This is a genomic window from Lacipirellula parvula (assembly GCF_009177095.1).
GTDB classification, from domain to species: domain Bacteria; phylum Planctomycetota; class Planctomycetia; order Pirellulales; family Lacipirellulaceae; genus Lacipirellula; species Lacipirellula parvula.
Genome location: NZ_AP021861.1, coordinates 3234457 through 3251310, shown reverse-complemented (window position 1 = coordinate 3251310; position 16854 = coordinate 3234457). Strand labels below are relative to the sequence as shown.

Sequence of the window (16854 nt, the reverse complement as noted above, 5' to 3'; positions counted from 1 at the left end):
GTCATCACGGTCGACGCCTTGCGTTCATGCGGGTAGTGCGCGCGTCGCAACAAACCGCATAACTCGCACAAGTGCTCCCCTCATCTCTCCCCTTGGCACACCGCGTGCTTTTACTGTACTGGTGCAACCACAGTGTTGATTAACGCCGGGAGCACGCAAGCGCTTGGTCGCTTAGGAAGCAGCCTGGCTGCTTTCAGACCACTTGCGCTGCGCCTTGTCGTCGCATAGACGCGACTTGCTAACTGCAACTTCGAAACGGGAAGGGAGCGTCCCCTATGGCGACTGTCGTCGAGCCAAGCCAAGCGGAAGTTGATTCGGTCGACATCTCAGCGTTACTTGAGGCGCTCACCGCCCTGCGACATGGCGATTTCAGCGCGAGGTTGCCGGCCACTTGGGTCGGAATTGCCGGTAAAGTCGGCGATACGTTCAACGCAGTGATGGATCAGCTGGAAGGGATGACTGACGAGATCGCGCGGACCAGTCGGGTAGTTGGGAAGGAAGGGAAGATTAAGAAGAGAGCGTCGCTTGGCGGCCTGAGTGGATCTTGGGCGGGAAACATCGAATCGGTCAACGCCCTAATCAGCGATCTTGTCCATCCGACAAGCGAAATGGCGCGGGTCATCGGAGCGGTCGCGAAGGGTGACCTCTCCAAGTCAATGTCGCTCGATCTTGATGGCCGCCCGCTCGAAGGCGAGTTTCTCCGCACCGCGAAGACCGTCAATCGAATGGTCGATCAGCTTGGGTCATTCGCGTCGGAAGTAACCCGCGTCGCGCAGGAAGTCGGCACGGACGGCAAGCTCGGCGGCCAAGCTGCCGTGAAGGGAGTCGCCGGCACCTGGAAGGACCTGACCGACAGCGTCAATTCGATGGCCGGCAATCTCACGGGCCAAGTCCGCAACATCGCCGAAGTGACCACCGCCGTGGCAAACGGCAATCTATCGAAGAAGATCACCGTCGACGTCCGCGGCGAGTTTTTGGAACTCAAGAACACCATCAACACGATGGTCGACCAGCTGCGATCGTTCGCCTCGGAAGTGACCCGCGTGGCGAGAGAAGTCGGCACCGAAGGCCGGCTGGGCGGGCAGGCCCGCGTGGAAGGCGTCTCCGGAACCTGGAAGGATTTGACCGACAGCGTCAACTTCATGGCGTCGAATCTTACCTCTCAGGTCCGCAACATCGCCGCCGTGACAACCGCCGTCGCGACCGGCGACCTCACGAAGAAAATCACGGTCGACGTCAAAGGCGAAATCCTCGAACTGAAGAACACGATCAACACAATGGTCGATCAGCTCAGTTCCTTCGCCGACGAAGTGACGCGCGTCGCGCGGGAAGTCGGCACCGAGGGCAAACTCGGCGGCCAGGCTCAGGTGAAAGGAATCTCCGGCACTTGGAAAGATCTGACGGAGAGCGTGAACTCGATGGCCGGCAATCTCACTGGCCAGGTTCGCAACATCGCCGAGGTGACGACGGCGGTGGCAAATGGGGATCTCTCGAAGAAGATCACCGTCGACGTGAAGGGGGAAATTTTGGAGCTGAAGAACACCATCAACACGATGGTGGACCAGCTCAGTTCTTTCGCTGATGAAGTGACCCGCGTGGCTCGCGAAGTCGGCACCGAGGGAAAACTCGGCGGTCAAGCCGAAGTAAAAGGCGTCGCGGGGACCTGGAAAAACCTCACCGACAACGTGAACTTCATGGCCGGCAACCTGACGACGCAAGTTCGCAATATTGCGGAGGTGACGACGGCCGTCGCCAATGGCGACCTGTCGAAAAAAATCGACGTCGACGTACGCGGGGAGATATCCGAACTCAAGAACACCATCAACACGATGGTCGATCAGCTCCGCGCGTTTGCCTCTGAAGTGACGCGCGTCGCGAGAGAAGTCGGCACGGAAGGCAAACTCGGCGGCCAAGCCGAGGTTCGGGACGTCGCAGGCACCTGGAAAGATCTTACCGATAGCGTGAACTTCATGGCTGGCAACCTCACCGGCCAGGTTCGCAACATCGCTGAAGTGACCACCGCGGTGGCCCGCGGCGACCTCTCGAAGAAGATTACCGTTGACGTGAAGGGCGAGATCCTTGAGCTGAAGAACACCATTAACACAATGGTCGATCAGCTCAGCTCGTTCGCTTCTGAAGTGACGCGCGTCGCGAGGGAAGTCGGTACGGAAGGCAAACTCGGCGGCCAAGCCGAGGTGACCGGCGTTGCGGGAACATGGAAGGATCTCACCGTCGGCGTCAACATGATGGCCACCAATCTTACTGGCCAAGTCCGCAACATCGCGGAGGTAACGACGGCCGTCGCGCGCGGAGACCTTTCGAAAAAGATTACGGTCGACGTGAAGGGCGAGATCCTGGAGTTGAAGAACACCATCAATACGATGGTCGATCAACTTCGCTCTTTCGCAGACGAAGTGACGCGCGTGGCGCGCGAAGTTGGCACCGAAGGCAAGCTTGGCGGACAAGCCGACGTCCGCGGCGTCGAAGGAACTTGGCGGGCCCTCACGGATAGCGTGAACTCCATGGCCGGCAATCTTACCGGCCAGGTCCGCAACATCGCCGACGTCACGACGGCCGTCGCGACGGGCGACTTGTCGAAAAAGATCACGGTCGACGTGAAAGGCGAGATCCTCGAACTGAAGAACACCATCAATACGATGGTCGATCAACTCCGATCGTTCGCCTCTGAAGTGACGCGTGTTGCGCGCGAAGTCGGCACGGAAGGCAAGCTCGGCGGACAAGCCGACGTGAAAGGCGTCGCCGGCACCTGGAAGGATCTCACCGAGAGCGTCAATTTCATGGCGGGAAACCTGACGGCCCAAGTGCGCAACATCGCGGCGGTAACGAAAGCCGTCGCTAGCGGCGACTTGTCAAAAAAAATCACCGTCGACGTCCGCGGCGAAATCCTTGAGTTGAAAGACACCATCAACACAATGGTCGACCAGCTGCGCTCCTTCGCCTCTGAAGTAACGCGCGTCGCTCGCGAGGTGGGTACCGAAGGAAGGCTTGGCGGGCAGGCCGAAGTCCGCGATGTCGCCGGCACGTGGAAAGACCTCACCGACAGCGTCAACTCGATGGCCGGCAATCTCACCGGCCAAGTCCGCAACATTGCCGAAGTGACGAAGGCGGTCGCCAGCGGCGACCTCTCGAAGAAAATCACCGTCGACGTGAAGGGAGAAATCCTCGATCTGAAAGTGACCATCAACACGATGGTCGATCAATTGAGCTCGTTCGCGGCCGAAGTGACGCGCGTCGCTCGCGAAGTCGGTACGGAAGGCAAGCTCGGCGGCCAAGCCCAAGTCAAAGGCGCTTCAGGCACCTGGAAAGGCCTCACCGACAACGTGAACTTCATGGCTGGCAACCTCACCAGCCAAGTCCGCGGCATCGCGCGCGTCGTCACCGCCGTTGCCAACGGCGACCTAAAGCAGAAGCTGACCGTCGAGGCGAAAGGCGAAATCGCTGCATTGGCCGACACGATCAACGGCATGATCGACACGCTTGCGACGTTCGCCGATCAGGTGACGACCGTCGCCCGCGAAGTCGGCGTCGAAGGGAAGCTCGGCGGACAAGCCAGCGTCCCTGGCGCGGCAGGCACATGGAAAGACCTAACGGACAACGTGAACGAACTCGCGGCCAACCTCACGACGCAAGTCCGCGCGATCGCCGAAGTCGCGACCGCCGTGACGAAAGGCGATTTGACGCGATCCATTAAAGTGGAAGCCCAGGGCGAGGTCGCGCTACTCAAAGACAATATCAACGAGATGATCGTGAACCTGAAGGACACGACTCTTAAAAATGCCGAGCAGGACTGGTTGAAGACGAATCTCGCCAAGTTCAGCCGCATGCTGCAGGGACAGAAAGATCTCCTGACCGTTGGCCGCCTGATCCTTTCGGAACTTGCGCCCGTCGTCTCTGCCCAGCACGCCGTGTTTTACACCTACGACGCGATGCGGGAGCAACCCTCACTGACGCTGCTGGCAAGCTACGCTCACGAACGACCGAGCGAAGTTGGCAAGCAACTAGAGCTAGGACAAGGATTGGTAGGGCAATGCGCTCTTGAAAAGCAAAAGATCGTGCTCGCCAACGTGCCGCCGGAGTATGTCCGCATCTCGTCCGGACTCGGCAGCGCTCCGCCGGTCAATCTCATCGTCCTACCTGTCGTGTTTGAAGGCCAGGTCAAAGCGGTCCTCGAACTTGCCTCCTTCGAAAGATTCAATCCGACGCACCAAGCGTTCCTTGACCAGCTGACTGAGAGCATCGGCATCGTGCTCAATACGATCGAAGCCAACATGCGGACGGAGGACTTGCTGAAGCAGTCCCAATCGCTCGCGGAAGAGTTGGGCAGCCGGCAGGACGAACTGCAGCAAACCAATCAAGAGCTGCAAGAGAAGGCGCGATTGCTGGCCCACCAGAACGTCGAGGTAGAGCAGAAGAACACCGAAGTCGAGCAAGCGAGGCAAGCGCTCGAAGAGAAAGCAGAGCAGCTCGCGCTGACTTCTAAATACAAGAGCGAGTTCCTGGCGAACATGTCGCATGAGCTGCGAACGCCGCTCAATAGCCTGTTGATACTTTCAGACCAGCTTTCGCAGAATCCCGATGGAAACCTGACGACGAAACAGACAGACTACGCGAAGACGATTCATTCGTCCGGCCACGATCTCCTGATTCTCATCAACGATATCCTCGACCTATCGAAGATCGAATCGGGGACGGTCGTGCTGGACGTCGGCGAGCTACGGTTCAGCGACCTTCACAACTACGTCGAACGGACGTTCCGCCACGTCGCCGAAAATCGCGGCGTGGAGTTCGTGGTTGAACTCGATCCTTATCTACCCAGATCGCTGACGACGGACAGCAAGCGACTGCAGCAAATTATTAAAAATCTGCTCTCTAATGCGTTCAAGTTCACGCATCACGGGCAAGTGTCGTTGCGAGTTGGCATCGCTTACGACGGTTGGCACGCGGACAACGCCGCCCTGGCTTCCAGCGATTCAGTGATCTCCATTACCGTGCGCGACACGGGCATCGGGATCCCGATCGACAAGCAGCAGATTATCTTCGAGGCGTTTCAGCAGGCGGACGGCAGCACGAGCCGGAAGTATGGAGGAACCGGCCTGGGGTTGGCGATCAGCCGCGAAACAGCTCGCTTGCTGGGCGGCGAAATTCGGCTCGCGAGCACGCCCGACGTGGGCAGCGAGTTCACCTTGTATTTGCCGCAAGTCTTCGTTCCTCAGAAGACGGTCAGACGTCTTGCAGCTCCTCCCAATCCATCGCCAAGCGACAAGCCGTTACGCGAGAGCGTCGAACTCAACCGCTCCAACGAAGCAGTCGCTGCCGTCAACGGTGCGCAGCTTTCGCAAGCGGCAGACGATCGCGATTCGATCAACGCCGGCGACCGGACGATTTTAATCGTCGACAACGACCGGGGTTTCGCAGATTTCGCCCGCGACGCCGCGCGGACGACAGGATTCAAAACGCTCGTCACCTCGTCGGGCGCGATGACGCTGACGCTAGCGCGAGACTATCAACCGAGCGCAATCCTGCTCGACATTTCGCTACCCGACATCGACGGGTGGCGGGTACTGCGCCGGCTCAAGAACGACCCTCACGTGCGACACATTCCGATTTATCTTGTGTCGAGCTCAGACAATCTTGAGCACGGACTACATCTTGGAGCGAAGGGCGTTCTACAGAAGCCCATTCACACGGCTGAGCAGCTGAAACGTTTTCTCGAGGGGGTGCGGCGATTCGTCGACCGTCGCGAACGCAGCGTGCTTGTCGTTGATGCTGACGCCGACCGTCGTCACCGGGTTTACGACATGCTCTCAAGTGCGCAAGTCGAAATCGTGGAGTTTGGCTCGGGGCTCGAGGCGGTGGCGAAGATGGAGCAGCAACGTGCTGACTGCGTCATCATTACCTCCGATCCGGTCGACATGAGCTTGCCGGCGCTAGCCGAAATCGCCTTATCTCACTGCGAACCGGAGGGAATCCCCGTGTTTCTCTACGCAGAAGGGGAGCAGAGCGCCGAGAGCAGGCACCGCTTGATGCACATGGCCAGAGAGTTTGATCTGGAGTACGTCGAAGACCCGCAAGAACTGCTCCACCGGACGACGCTCGCTTTGTGCCAGCCCATCAACGAGATGCCGGAACAGCAGCAACGCCGCATCATTGACGTCATCAATCGCTCGCCCATCTTGTCGGGAAAGAAAGCACTAATTGTCGATGACGACATTCGCAATATTTTCGCGCTGACCAGCGTCCTCGAACGGCACGACATGGAAACGGTTTCCGCCGAAACAGGCCGTTCGGCGATCAGCTTGCTGGAGGAATCTTCCGACGTCGACGTCGTTCTCATGGACATCATGATGCCGGAAATGGACGGTATCGACACGATGCGAGCCATTCGCCAGATTTCTCGCTTCAAAGATTTGCCGATCGTGGCAGTCACTGCGAAGGCGATGAAGGGCGACCGCGAGAAGTGCATCGAGGCAGGCGCCTGGGACTACCTGTCAAAACCTGTTGACGCCGAACAAATGCTAACCGCGCTCCGCGCCTGGCTCTCGACATGATTGACGGCAGCCTGCCAAAAGCCAAGATTCTCGTTGTCGACGATGACCCGAGCAAGGTCATGGCGATCGAAGCGGTGCTGCACAGCTTAGATCAAACGATTGTCTCGGCGACGTCGGGCGAGGAAGCGCTGCGTCGGCTGCTGAAGGAGGATTTCGCGGTCATCCTGCTCGACGTGAACATGCCTGGCGTCGACGGGTTCGAAACGGCGGAGTACATCAGACAACGCCGCCAATCGGAGCACACGCCGATTATTTTCCTCACAGCGTACGCAGACGATGCGTTCGAGCATCGCGGCTACGCACTCGGCGCGGTCGACTATCTGCTGATGCCGGCGACCCCGGAGATGCTAAGAGCCAAAGTCGGCGTATTTGTGGACCTATTCCACAAACGCGAGCAGGTAAAGCTGCAAGCCGACGAGCGCGTTCTGCTCGCGCAAGAGCAGGCAGCGCGCGTGGAGGCCGAGCGTGCGAGCATCGCTAAGAGCCAGTTCTTGACGAACATCAGTCACGAATTGCGCACGCCGATGACGGCGATTATTGGGATGACGGATCTATCCTTGATGGAACCGCTCGCTGCAAACGTCCGCGAGTATCTCGGAGCCGTTCGCACCAATGCGCACTTGCTGCTCGAGCTTCTCAATGAAATCCTGGACCTATCGAAGCTGGAATCCGGCACGTTAACGCTAGAGTCGGCTCCGCTGCAGCTCAGGCGCATTCTAAGCGAGTTGAAGCAAACCTTCGGACATCGCGCGGATCAGAAAGGCTTGGAGCTACAGGTCATCGCCGACCCGGCGGTTCCGAATCACTTAATCGGCGACTCGCTTCGCCTGCGGCAAGTGATCTTCAATCTGCTGACGAATGCAATCAAGTTCACCGATCACGGACGAGTCACGCTCGACGTTCGCGTCGAATCGTCCTGCGACCGCGAAGCCTGGATTAGATTCGCCGTTTCTGATACGGGAATTGGCATTTCTCAGGCAGATCAGGAGCGGATTTTCTCGCCATTTACTCAAGTAGACGCGTCGACGAAACGGCGCCGCGATGGCGCCGGGCTGGGACTGGCAATTTCCGCCGATCTCATCCGGGCGATGGGCGGGCGTCGCTCGGTGCGGAGCGAGCTCGGCAAAGGAAGCAAGTTCAGCTTCGTCGTTCCCCTGTTGATCGAACGCAATAAGCTTGACGAGATCCCTGCATCGGCCCCCTCGCTGGAACTGCTCGGAACGGAGGCGCTCGCCCCGAGTGGAGCCAGGCCTTCGATCAAAATTCTCCTTGCCGAGGATACGCCGACGAATCAATTGCTGGTAAGACACGCCCTAGGCAAGAGAGGACACCAAGTCGTCGTCGCCGGAGACGGACGAACGGCCGTCGACCTGGCGCGGCGGGGAACATACGACTTGATTCTCATGGATTTGCAAATGCCCGACATGGACGGGTTTGAAGCCACCGCCGCCATTCGCGCGTTGCCAGGCGATCAGCCGCCGATTATTGCACTCACGGCCCACACGATGATGGGCGATCGCGAGCGTTGCCTGGCGGCTGGAATGCAGAATTACCTGTCGAAGCCGATTGATCTGCGCGAGTTGATATTTACCGTCGAAGCGACGGTCAGCGAGGCGTGGGAGTGTTCGCCGCGCAAGCCGATTTCCTAGGTCTTATTCAAAGCGAGGCTGGCGACGAATCCCAGGTCTTCGAGTTGGAGCGTCGACTCTGAAGCCAACGCGACGTCTACTGAAAATGCTGTGAACGATCCGTTGCCCGCAAACGTTCGCCGATTTATTGCTGATCAGATTGAATCTGTGGCGCAGCTGGAAACGCTGCTCCTCCTAAGAACAGATCCACAGCAATCGTGGAATGCTCAAGAGCTAGCTAGCCGGCTCTATATCTCTGAAAAAATGTGTCGCTCGATGCTAGAGGACTTGGAGCGACGCAAGTTCATCGTCCGAGATCCGCTCAAGAAATCTGTTCGTTACGAGTGCCTTAACTTCGAGGCAGATGCGACGGTCGCCGTGCTTACGGAACTTTACCGCGACCGTCGAGTGGCGGTAATCAGCGAAATTCACTCTACGCCTATTTCGAAAGTCCAGACATTTGCCGACGCATTCCGTCTGCGGAAGGATGACAAGCTATGATGCCTGGCAGCGTCTTCGTGTTATGCGCAGCGACCTGTCTGCTCTGTTCGATTCTTCTGTTTCGCGGCTACCGCCAGAGACGCGTGCCGCTGCTTTTTTGGAGTTCGATATGCTTTCTTGGACTCATGATTGACAACTGCATGCTCTACGCCGATCTGCATCTCTTTCCAGAAGTCAGTATGGTGATTTGGCGGAAGCTGCCTGGCCTGCTTGCGACCGTCGCGCTGTTGTTCGGCCTCATCTGGGAGTCGGAGTGACGCGCCATGGAACACTTCATCATGGGAGCCATTGCGATGGCGTCGATCGTCGTCGCTGCATTCTTCTTGCGGTTTTGGCGTGACACGCGCGATCGGCTATTCATGCTGTTTGCGATTGCCTTCGCCCTGCTGGCTCTCACGCGGCTCGGACTGGCGATGTCCGGGGACGCCTCCGAGGCCGACACCTCTTGGTATTGGGTTCGCTTTGCGGCGTTCGTCATCATTCTCGTGGCGATCGCAGATAAAAATCGACGTTAGTTTCTACCGACCCGAAATGGCGGGGCGTCGATTCCGTGCGTGGATGCAGTCGGGGGGAGGGCGGCAAGCGAATTGACAGCACCCGCGGAGCCAAGGTACCGTAACGGAGCCTACTGAATGCACTTCTCGCCACCACAAGGAAACTCAGCGTGCCTTGGACCAGCTTTTACCTAGTGTTTCCACTCGTGATCTGGGCCGTTACCGGCTACGCAGTCGAACCCCTGCGGGCGGGGATCGTCGGGTGCGACACCTCGCACGCAATTGAATTCACAAAACTGATTAATGATCCACAAGCGACCGGCCCACGCGCGGAGGTCGAAGTTGTCACCGCGTTTCCTGGCGGGAGCCCCGATCTCCCCAGCAGCGCCGATCGCGTTGAGGGGTACGTAAAGCAGTTGCGCGAGATGGGCGTTGAAATCGTCGACTCCATCCCCGCACTGGTCGAGAAGTGCGACGTCATCCTCCTGGAGAGCGTCGATGGACGCCCCCATTTGAAACAGTTCGAACAGCTCGCCGTCGGCAAGCCAGTGTTCATCGACAAGCCGGCGGCGGCCAATCTCGCCGACGTCATCGCCATCTTCCGCATCGCAGAGCAAACCAAAACTCCTTGCTTCTCGTCATCTGCTCTCCGCTACTGCACGGCAGTGACCAAATTCGCCGATGATCCCGCCCTCGGAGACGCCACGGGGTGTAGCGTTGCCAGTCCGTTTGAGATTGAACCCCGCCACATTGATCTCGCTTGGTACGGCGTTCACGGAATTGAGGCGATCTATGCGATCATGAAGCCAGGATGCGAAGCCGTGAGCCGAGTCGACGGCTCCGCTTCGACGATCGTCACAGGTAGATGGACGGATGGTCGGCTTGCCGTGTGGCGCGGCCTCAAAGGCGGACATGACTATGCCTTCACGGCGTTTGGATCGAAAGGAGTCGCGTTCGATCGCGGCTTCTCGGGCTACGAACCGCTAGTGAACGAGATCTGCACGTTTTTCGTGACCAGGAAGCCGCCAGTGCCAGCGACTGAAACAATCGAAATGTTCGCATTGATGGAAGCCGCTGACGAAAGCATTCGCCGCGACGGAGCGATGGTCAGCACGGCGGAGATGATTCAGCGCGCGGAGAAATCGCTTGCATTCAAAGCTGCCGATTAATCAGTTTCGCTAGCGCCAGTTTTGCAACCAATTCGCTCAATCCGACAGGCGAGGACTGACCATGGCTTCGACGCGCCGAGACTTTCTTGCCGCTTCCGCCGGGCTGGCGGCCATCGCCGCCAGCCGCGTTCACGCCGCGGAGGCGAACAGCGAAGTGGTGCTGGCGATCATGGGGGCGAATAACCGCGGCTCACAACTTGCCGAGCAATTCGCCGAGCAAGCTGGTTGTCGGATCGCCTATATATGCGATCCGGACGAGCAGGCGATTGCCAAGGGCATCACGGCAGCGACGTCGCGCGGAGCGGCAAAACCGCAAGGAATTCGCGATTTTCGCCACGCACTCGACGACCCGACGGTTGACGCACTCATCTGCGCGGCGCCAAACCACTGGCATGCCCCAGCCACAATCCTCGCCTGCAAAGCTGGGAAGCACGTCTACGTGGAGAAGCCCTGCAGCCACACGGCGGCCGAGGGCGAGATGATGATTGCCGCGGCGAACAAGTCGGGCCGCGTCGTCCAAGTCGGCATGCAGCGCCGTAGCGGCTCGCTCTATCGCGATGTAATCAGCAAGATCCGCGACGGCGCCATCGGTGCGCCGCTTCACGCCAAGTCATGGTACCACACCCCTCGTCCCTCGATCGGCCGCGGACAGAAAACGACTCCTCCCGCCTCGCTTGACTACGCGCTTTGGCAAGGGCCTTCGCCGGAACGCCCGTTCCAGAGCAACGCGATTCCCTACAACTGGCACTTCTTCTGGCAGTGGGGGAATGGCGAAATTGGCAACAACGGCGTCCATTCAATTGACATTTGCCGATTAGCGCTCGGCGTCGACTACCCAACGCGCGTCACGTGCGCTGGCGGGCGACTTCGATACGACGACGACCAGGAAACTCCCGATACGTCGACAGCCATTTTCGAGTGCGGCGACAAACTGATCACATGGGAACAGATCTGCTGGATGCGACCGATCGAAAGCTCGAGCATCTTCGGCATCGAGATCCGCGGGACGGAAGGCGCGCTGTGCCTGAACGACGAGGGGGCGGTGATTTACGACCTGGATCGAAACGTCGTCGAGGATTTTGAAGGGAGCCGAGGCGACGCGGAACATCTGCGAGATTTTCTCGACGCCGTTCGCGACGGCCATCGCACGGCAGCGAGCATCGAAGAGGGGCACAAGAGCGCCCTCTTTTGCCATCTCGGCAACATCGCCTACCGAACAGGGCAGTCGGTCGACGTCGATGCGACAACAGGACGCCTTCTCAACAAATCCATGGGCCAAGACCTATGGTCTTGCGAGTACCGCGAAGGCTGGGCGCCCGCCGTTTAACTCCTCGCCTCTGCCAGCGGAGCCAGAAACGCCCCACCGCGTACCCGGAAGTGTTCTGCTCCACGGAGCCGGGCAAATCCCCCTGTTTTACGGCAGCATCGCTTGACGGGAGCATGAAAGTCGACGAGACTGACCGAAGTGAATGCATTTATCCTCCTCGGCGTAGCGTCATGCTGAAAGCCACGACCATCGAACTCCCAGAAGCTAGCACTGTCGACGATGCGCAGCAGTCGCGCGTCGACGACGTCTACCACGGCATCCTGGCGCGCATTGTTCGCGGCGAGTTGCCCGGCGGCAGCGAGTTGAAATCGACGCAGCTGGCACAAGCGTTGGGTGTCAGCCGCACTCCGGTCGTCCAGGCGCTTTCGCGTCTGATTGCCGACGGAATTGTGACGCAGAAGATGAACATGCGAGCCATGGTTCGTCCCGGCGCGGAGAATTGGCTCGTAGAAATTCACGAACTCCGCCTACTGCTGGAGCCGCCGGCCGCCGCACGAGCTGCGCAGCATATGCCAATCGACGCCATTCAGCGGCTGCAGCGTCAGTCAGATGCCGTTGATCCGCAGAATGACGATGATTGGGTCCGGCGCGCGAGAGACTTCGATTTCGCGTTGCACTTGGCGATTTCCGAGCACGCCGCCAATCAACCTCTGCGTGGCGCCATCAATAAGTGCTGGGAGTACAAACGGCTGTCTTACACACTAGGGCCCGAACGGACCGATGCCGTCCTCCGCGGCTTGCGCGAGCATCGCACGATCCTTGGGGCGCTTGCGGCGCGTGACTCGGCGACGGCCTCTGCGGCGATGGAACTCCACCTTCGCTTGGCGTCCTCCTACCGACCGGCAGGGCGAGTCGTCTGACGCCTGTCGAGACGCTCTGAACATCCAAATCTCGGATCGCCCGCACACTTTCTCCCTCAACAATTTACTTTCATCGTCACGTGGCCAAATCACTTGCCATCGCCGTCTCTCGTGAACTGCGCGTCGGCATGGTCGGCATGGGGATGATCTTTGACGAAACGTACCGGCCGTTTTTTGAACGCGTCGCCACCCAACCGCTGTACGGGCCGGAGTTCGGAGTCTGCTCGGCGCCGCTGAACGCCGTCGCCACGCGAACGGGCCAGCGGGCCGCCGCCTACCGCGCCAAAGCCCCCAAGGACCTCCAGGGGTTCCAAAACTTCTTCGGCGTTGATGCCGTTGAGCAGCTAATCGACTCGCCGGTCGACGTCGTATGCATCGCGACGCCAGACGATCGTCACTTCGCTGCGGCGAAACTCGCGATCAACGCAGGCAAGCACGTTCTCATCGAGAAACCATCGGTGTTACGGCTGCGAGAGCTCGACGAGCTCGATGCAATGGCCCAGGAGCACGGCGTTCTCGCCAAGGTTGTCTACCACAAGCTGCTCGATCCCGATCACAAGAAGCTTCGCACGTTCGTCGCCGACGGCGTCTTGCAGCACGTGAACAACGGCTACTGCTCGCTGTTGGAGCCGAAATCAATCGCTGGCTCGCAGTTCGCTGAATGGATCGTCGGCCGCAACCCGGGAACCTATGTAGCCGTCCATTACATCAAGCTGATCGACTTTACGTTCGGCCTGAAACTGAAGCGAGTGACCTGCACAGGGCAGCGCGGCATTGTCGGGCCCGCCGACGGCCCGACGTGGGACTCGACGCAATTACGGCTGATTTATGCTCACAACGACGGGCGCGAAGCGGCGTTCGACATCCACACGAGCTGGGTAACGCCCGACAACTTCCCGGGGTACGTTGAGCAAGAGGTGCAGTTTAGGTTCGACAACGGCGTTTGGAATGGCCACAGCCGCAAGCGCGGCGTTGAGTGCACGATCGAAGGCGCGACGCCCTACAAAATTAAGAATACGATCAACAACCACTACAACGCGTCGGTGCTAGAGCCGTGGGGCGAACGCTCGCAGCGAGGCTACGGCATTGAAGTGATCGAGCGATTCATGCGCGAAGCTGCCGCCGTTGAGTTTGGCGGTCCGCTCGAAGAACGCTCCATTCGCTTGGCCGCGGCGCGAGAACTGGCTTACAACGATCTCGCCGCGGATCGGCAAGTCGTCGCCGCCGTCGAAGCGATGGAAATCATTTTGGCCCGCCATGCCGCGGGCATCCCCGAGTGCGTCGTCGAAGTGAATGCTCCTGCGGGCGGGCTTGTCTTGAAAGTTCCAGGCGAATCCCGCGACGAAGTCCTCTACGCGCCGGCCGTCTAAACGGCGCTTCCTGCACACGTCTACCCCCTATCAACAAAGTTCGCTATGAGTTCCGTCGAGCCAATTCAGCCAGTCGTGAAGCGCCACGAACCGCTCAGCGAGGCAACGCGACGCTCGATTGGGCAAGCAGAGCCACGAGCGCTGCGCACCTTCACGCCGACGCTGGCCGTGATCGAGCGGAGCGCCGGGTCTTACCACTACACGACCGACGGCGCCAAACTCGCGGATTTTACGTCGGGCGTGTTGGTCGCGAATCTCGGCCACAATCCCCGCCGCTGGTGGCAGCGGGTCTACGAGTATCTTGGTCACACGCCGGATTTGCTAAATACTCCGAACGCTGCGACCGGAACCGATACGGAAGGCGACTACTTCTCCGCCGTTCCGTTGACCGCGTACAACGCGATCACGCCGCTCGAAGCCGAGGCTTGCCGCAGGCTGCTCGCAGCGATGCGGGTGCTGCCGGGCGGCAATCGCTTCGAACAAGTCGTTTGGTCGGCGAGCGGCAGCGAAGGGGTCATCAAAGCGTTGCGAACGGCGCTCGCGCAAGATCCGGCGAAGCAAATGATCCTTGCGACGCGGCACGGCTTCCACGGCAAAAAAGGCCTCGCGGGCGCCGTTACCGGCAGCGAACGAGATGCAGAGCGCGATCCCCGCGTTCGCTTTATCAGCTTCCCACGCGAGGAATGTTACTCGCTGGAGAAGCGATTGGAACCGCTCAACCTGCTGCCTTACATCAAAGAGTTGGAGCAGTTGGCCGACGAACTCGGCGACCAAATTTGTTGCCTCATCACCGAGCCATACCTCGGCGGCGGCGGCTCGTACCACCCGCAGAAAGAGTATTTGCAACTGCTGCAAACCTTCTGCCGCGACCGCGGCATCTTGTTCATCCTGGACGAGGTGCAATCGAACTTCGGGCGGACCGGCTCGCTGTTCGCTTACGCCGACTACGGCGTCGAACCCGACATGGTCATCCTCGGCAAAGGCATGGGCAATGGCATCCCGGTCGATGCGGTCGTCGGTCGACGCGAACTCTTTGAGAAGCTGAACTACGGCGAAGCGTCGGACACTTGGAGCGGCCACCCGCTAGGCTGTGCCGCAGTTCTGGCGACGCTCGATGAGTTCGAACAGCACAGCGTACTCGCCCATGGTCGCGAGCTGTCGAAGGTGTTCGAGGCCGGGCTCCAGCGTCTCGTGGAAACGGCCGCCATCACAGCCATCCGGGGCGAGGGAAACGTGTGGGGCATCCAATGCGGCGCCCTGCCCGGCCGCACGTCGAACGAAGTCGCCAGCCAAGTCGTCCGTGCGTGCTACGACGGCGACGACGCTGGCCTGGCCATCCACTTGCTCGGGCCGCTCAACGGCGACGTCATTCGCGTCGCTCCGCCGCTTACGATGGAGCTTGACGAGGCGCAACAGTACCTCGACGCGATGTTTGCGATTGTTGAGCGTTTGGGATGAAGTTTGCCGGCGACGGGAAGACCACGGGCGAGATGCCCGTGGTTCACTATGACGATACCGACTGCTGCGCGGATTCGGCTACACGCCGAGCGGGCGCCAGTCGTCGCGGTACTTGCGGTGGACCAGGGCATTCGCGCCGTCGTGATCGAATTTTAGCGCCGCCGAGTCCCACTTCAACGTCTCTTCGGGGAACGCGCCGGCGACGGTTCCCGCGATCACCGCTTCGGTCAGCGGGCCGCTAAACGTGAAGGGAGTGCTCGTCTGGCCTTCGCCGCGAATCGCCTCCACCCACTCATGGTAGTGGTCGACGTTGCCCTCGGACTTGATCTCCAAGTCCATTGGCTTGCCGTTGGAATAAAAGGTCGGCATGCCCCAGTGCGGCAGGACCATCACGCCCTTTTCGCCGACGGTGAACGACCCCGAGGCCGACAGGTTCACGCCGTCGGGAAGCTGCGCCTTCTCGGCGTCGGGCTTGAACGTGCCGTTCGTCCAACGGAATTTGACCTCTCCAGTGGTTAACGGCGTGCCAGCGAAGGTGTAAAGAACCTCGGTGTCTGTGGCGTAAGTATCGCGCAGATGGGCTGGACCGCCGGAACGGAGCGTGAGTGGCGCCTTCAAATCAATCCCCGTGAAGATCGGGTCGAAGATATGGCTGGCCATGTCTCCTAGAACGCCGCCGCCGTAGTCGCGCCACATCCGCCAGTTGAACGGATGGTAGAATCCCTCGACGTACGGCTCTTCAGGCGCGACGCCTTGCCAGAGATCCCAATCGACCGTCGCGGGGACCTTGTCGACCCGATTGGCGGGACGCTCTTTCGCCGGCAACGGCAAGCCGCGACCTATCCAGCAATGGACCTCGCTTACCTTGCCGATGGCGCCGTCGCGCAGCATCTTCGCCGCGGTGCGATACGACTCGTCGCCGTGAATTTGCGTTCCCATCTGGGTGATCACACCCTGTTCTGCCGCGGCGTTGCACATGGCGCGGAGTTCAGCCAGGTTGTGGGCGAGCGGCTTCTGCACGTAGACATGCTTGCCGAGCGTCATCGCCGCCAGGGCGATGGCGCCGTGCATGTGATCGGGAGTGGAGATCAAGACGCCGTCGATGCCGTTGCCCATTTTGTCGAGCAGCACGCGGTAGTCGCGGAAGGCCTGAGCTGGCGGGAACTTCTCTTGGGCGACGCCGAGGAAGTTGGAGTCGATGTCGCAGATGGCGACGATTTCGGCGCCCGGGGCCGACGCGACCGCCAGCAGATCAGTCCACCCCTTGTTGCCGACGCCGATCGACGCGATGCGAGCCTTTTGCTCCGGCCCGGCAGCGAACGATCGGCCTGTGCGTAGGAAAGGTCCGGCGACCATCGCAGCGGCGCCAATTCGCAAGGCGTCGCGGCGGGTGAATCGAACGGCAGACTTGCCTTCACGAGCGGGGGAGCGATCGGCCGACATGAACCTACCTCTTCAACTGGTGCTGGGAATGCAAC

11 protein-coding genes are annotated in these 16854 nt (G+C 59.9%); 10 read left to right on the top strand and 1 reads right to left on the bottom strand.

All coding sequences use genetic code 11. From position 1 onward, the window contains the following. Positions 1–275 precede the first annotated feature (275 nt). From PLANPX_RS12825 to PLANPX_RS12785, 10 genes are all read left to right on the top strand, one after another. Positions 276–6569 carry a HAMP domain-containing protein gene (locus PLANPX_RS12825; protein WP_152099117.1) on the top strand — a complete coding sequence of 2098 codons (6294 nt, stop codon included), beginning with the start codon at positions 276–278 and terminating at the stop codon, positions 6567–6569. Then, positions 6566–8218, top strand: a complete 1653-nt coding sequence (locus PLANPX_RS12820) for a hybrid sensor histidine kinase/response regulator (RefSeq protein ID WP_152099116.1) — start codon at positions 6566–6568, stop codon at positions 8216–8218. Before PLANPX_RS12825 ends, PLANPX_RS12820 begins: the two co-directional genes overlap by 4 nt. A 90-nt stretch (positions 8219–8308) precedes the next feature. Beyond that, positions 8309–8698, top strand: a complete 390-nt coding sequence (locus tag PLANPX_RS12815; protein ID WP_152099115.1) for a hypothetical protein — start codon at positions 8309–8311, stop codon at positions 8696–8698. Continuing rightward, entirely contained in the window at positions 8695–8955 is a 261-nt protein-coding gene (locus tag PLANPX_RS27985) for a DUF5985 family protein (RefSeq protein WP_338034245.1), read from the top strand. The genes PLANPX_RS12815 and PLANPX_RS27985 overlap by 4 nt, the downstream gene beginning before the upstream one ends. Before the next feature lie 6 nt (positions 8956–8961). Then, positions 8962–9213 carry a DUF5985 family protein gene (locus PLANPX_RS12810; RefSeq protein WP_152099114.1) on the top strand — a complete coding sequence of 84 codons (252 nt, stop codon included), beginning with the start codon at positions 8962–8964 and terminating at the stop codon, positions 9211–9213. Positions 9214–9362: 149 nt separating this feature from the next. Continuing rightward, the gene (locus PLANPX_RS12805; RefSeq protein ID WP_194175125.1) at positions 9363–10361 is read left to right on the top strand and encodes a gfo/Idh/MocA family oxidoreductase; all 999 of its coding nucleotides are present in this window, start codon (positions 9363–9365) and stop codon (positions 10359–10361) included. A 61-nt stretch (positions 10362–10422) separates the two neighbouring features. After that, positions 10423–11688: a Gfo/Idh/MocA family protein gene (locus PLANPX_RS12800; protein WP_152099113.1), complete on the top strand. Its 1266-nt coding sequence runs from the start codon at positions 10423–10425 to the stop codon at positions 11686–11688. 170 nt (positions 11689–11858) lie between these two features. Next, on the top strand, positions 11859–12548 hold the full coding sequence (locus PLANPX_RS12795; RefSeq protein WP_172992031.1) for a GntR family transcriptional regulator: 690 nt from the start codon (positions 11859–11861) through the stop codon (positions 12546–12548). An 80-nt stretch (positions 12549–12628) separates the two neighbouring features. Continuing rightward, the gene (locus PLANPX_RS12790; RefSeq protein ID WP_198421884.1) at positions 12629–13918 is read left to right on the top strand and encodes a Gfo/Idh/MocA family protein; all 1290 of its coding nucleotides are present in this window, start codon (positions 12629–12631) and stop codon (positions 13916–13918) included. Positions 13919–13963: 45 nt separating this feature from the next. Further along, complete coding sequence (locus tag PLANPX_RS12785; protein ID WP_198421883.1) at positions 13964–15376, top strand: aspartate aminotransferase family protein; 1413 nt, start codon at positions 13964–13966, stop codon at positions 15374–15376. 78 nt (positions 15377–15454) lie between these two features. Here PLANPX_RS12785 and PLANPX_RS12780 read toward each other — a convergent pair whose 3' ends face one another. Further along, the gene (locus PLANPX_RS12780; protein WP_152099111.1) at positions 15455–16819 is read right to left on the bottom strand and encodes a Gfo/Idh/MocA family protein; all 1365 of its coding nucleotides are present in this window, start codon (positions 16817–16819) and stop codon (positions 15455–15457) included. Positions 16820–16854 lie beyond the last annotated feature (35 nt).

Coding starts and splice junctions, on each gene's coding strand:
- PLANPX_RS12800 (WP_152099113.1), top strand. CDS start 10,423: ATGGCTTCGACGCGCCGAGACTTTCTTGCCGCTTCCGCCGGGCTGGCG.
- PLANPX_RS12820 (WP_152099116.1), top strand. CDS start 6,566: ATGATTGACGGCAGCCTGCCAAAAGCCAAGATTCTCGTTGTCGACGAT.
- PLANPX_RS27985 (WP_338034245.1), top strand. CDS start 8,695: ATGATGCCTGGCAGCGTCTTCGTGTTATGCGCAGCGACCTGTCTGCTC.
- PLANPX_RS12810 (WP_152099114.1), top strand. CDS start 8,962: ATGGAACACTTCATCATGGGAGCCATTGCGATGGCGTCGATCGTCGTC.
- PLANPX_RS12825 (WP_152099117.1), top strand. CDS start 276: ATGGCGACTGTCGTCGAGCCAAGCCAAGCGGAAGTTGATTCGGTCGAC.
- PLANPX_RS12780 (WP_152099111.1), bottom strand. CDS start 16,819: ATGTCGGCCGATCGCTCCCCCGCTCGTGAAGGCAAGTCTGCCGTTCGA.
- PLANPX_RS12795 (WP_172992031.1), top strand. CDS start 11,859: ATGCTGAAAGCCACGACCATCGAACTCCCAGAAGCTAGCACTGTCGAC.
- PLANPX_RS12785 (WP_198421883.1), top strand. CDS start 13,964: ATGAGTTCCGTCGAGCCAATTCAGCCAGTCGTGAAGCGCCACGAACCG.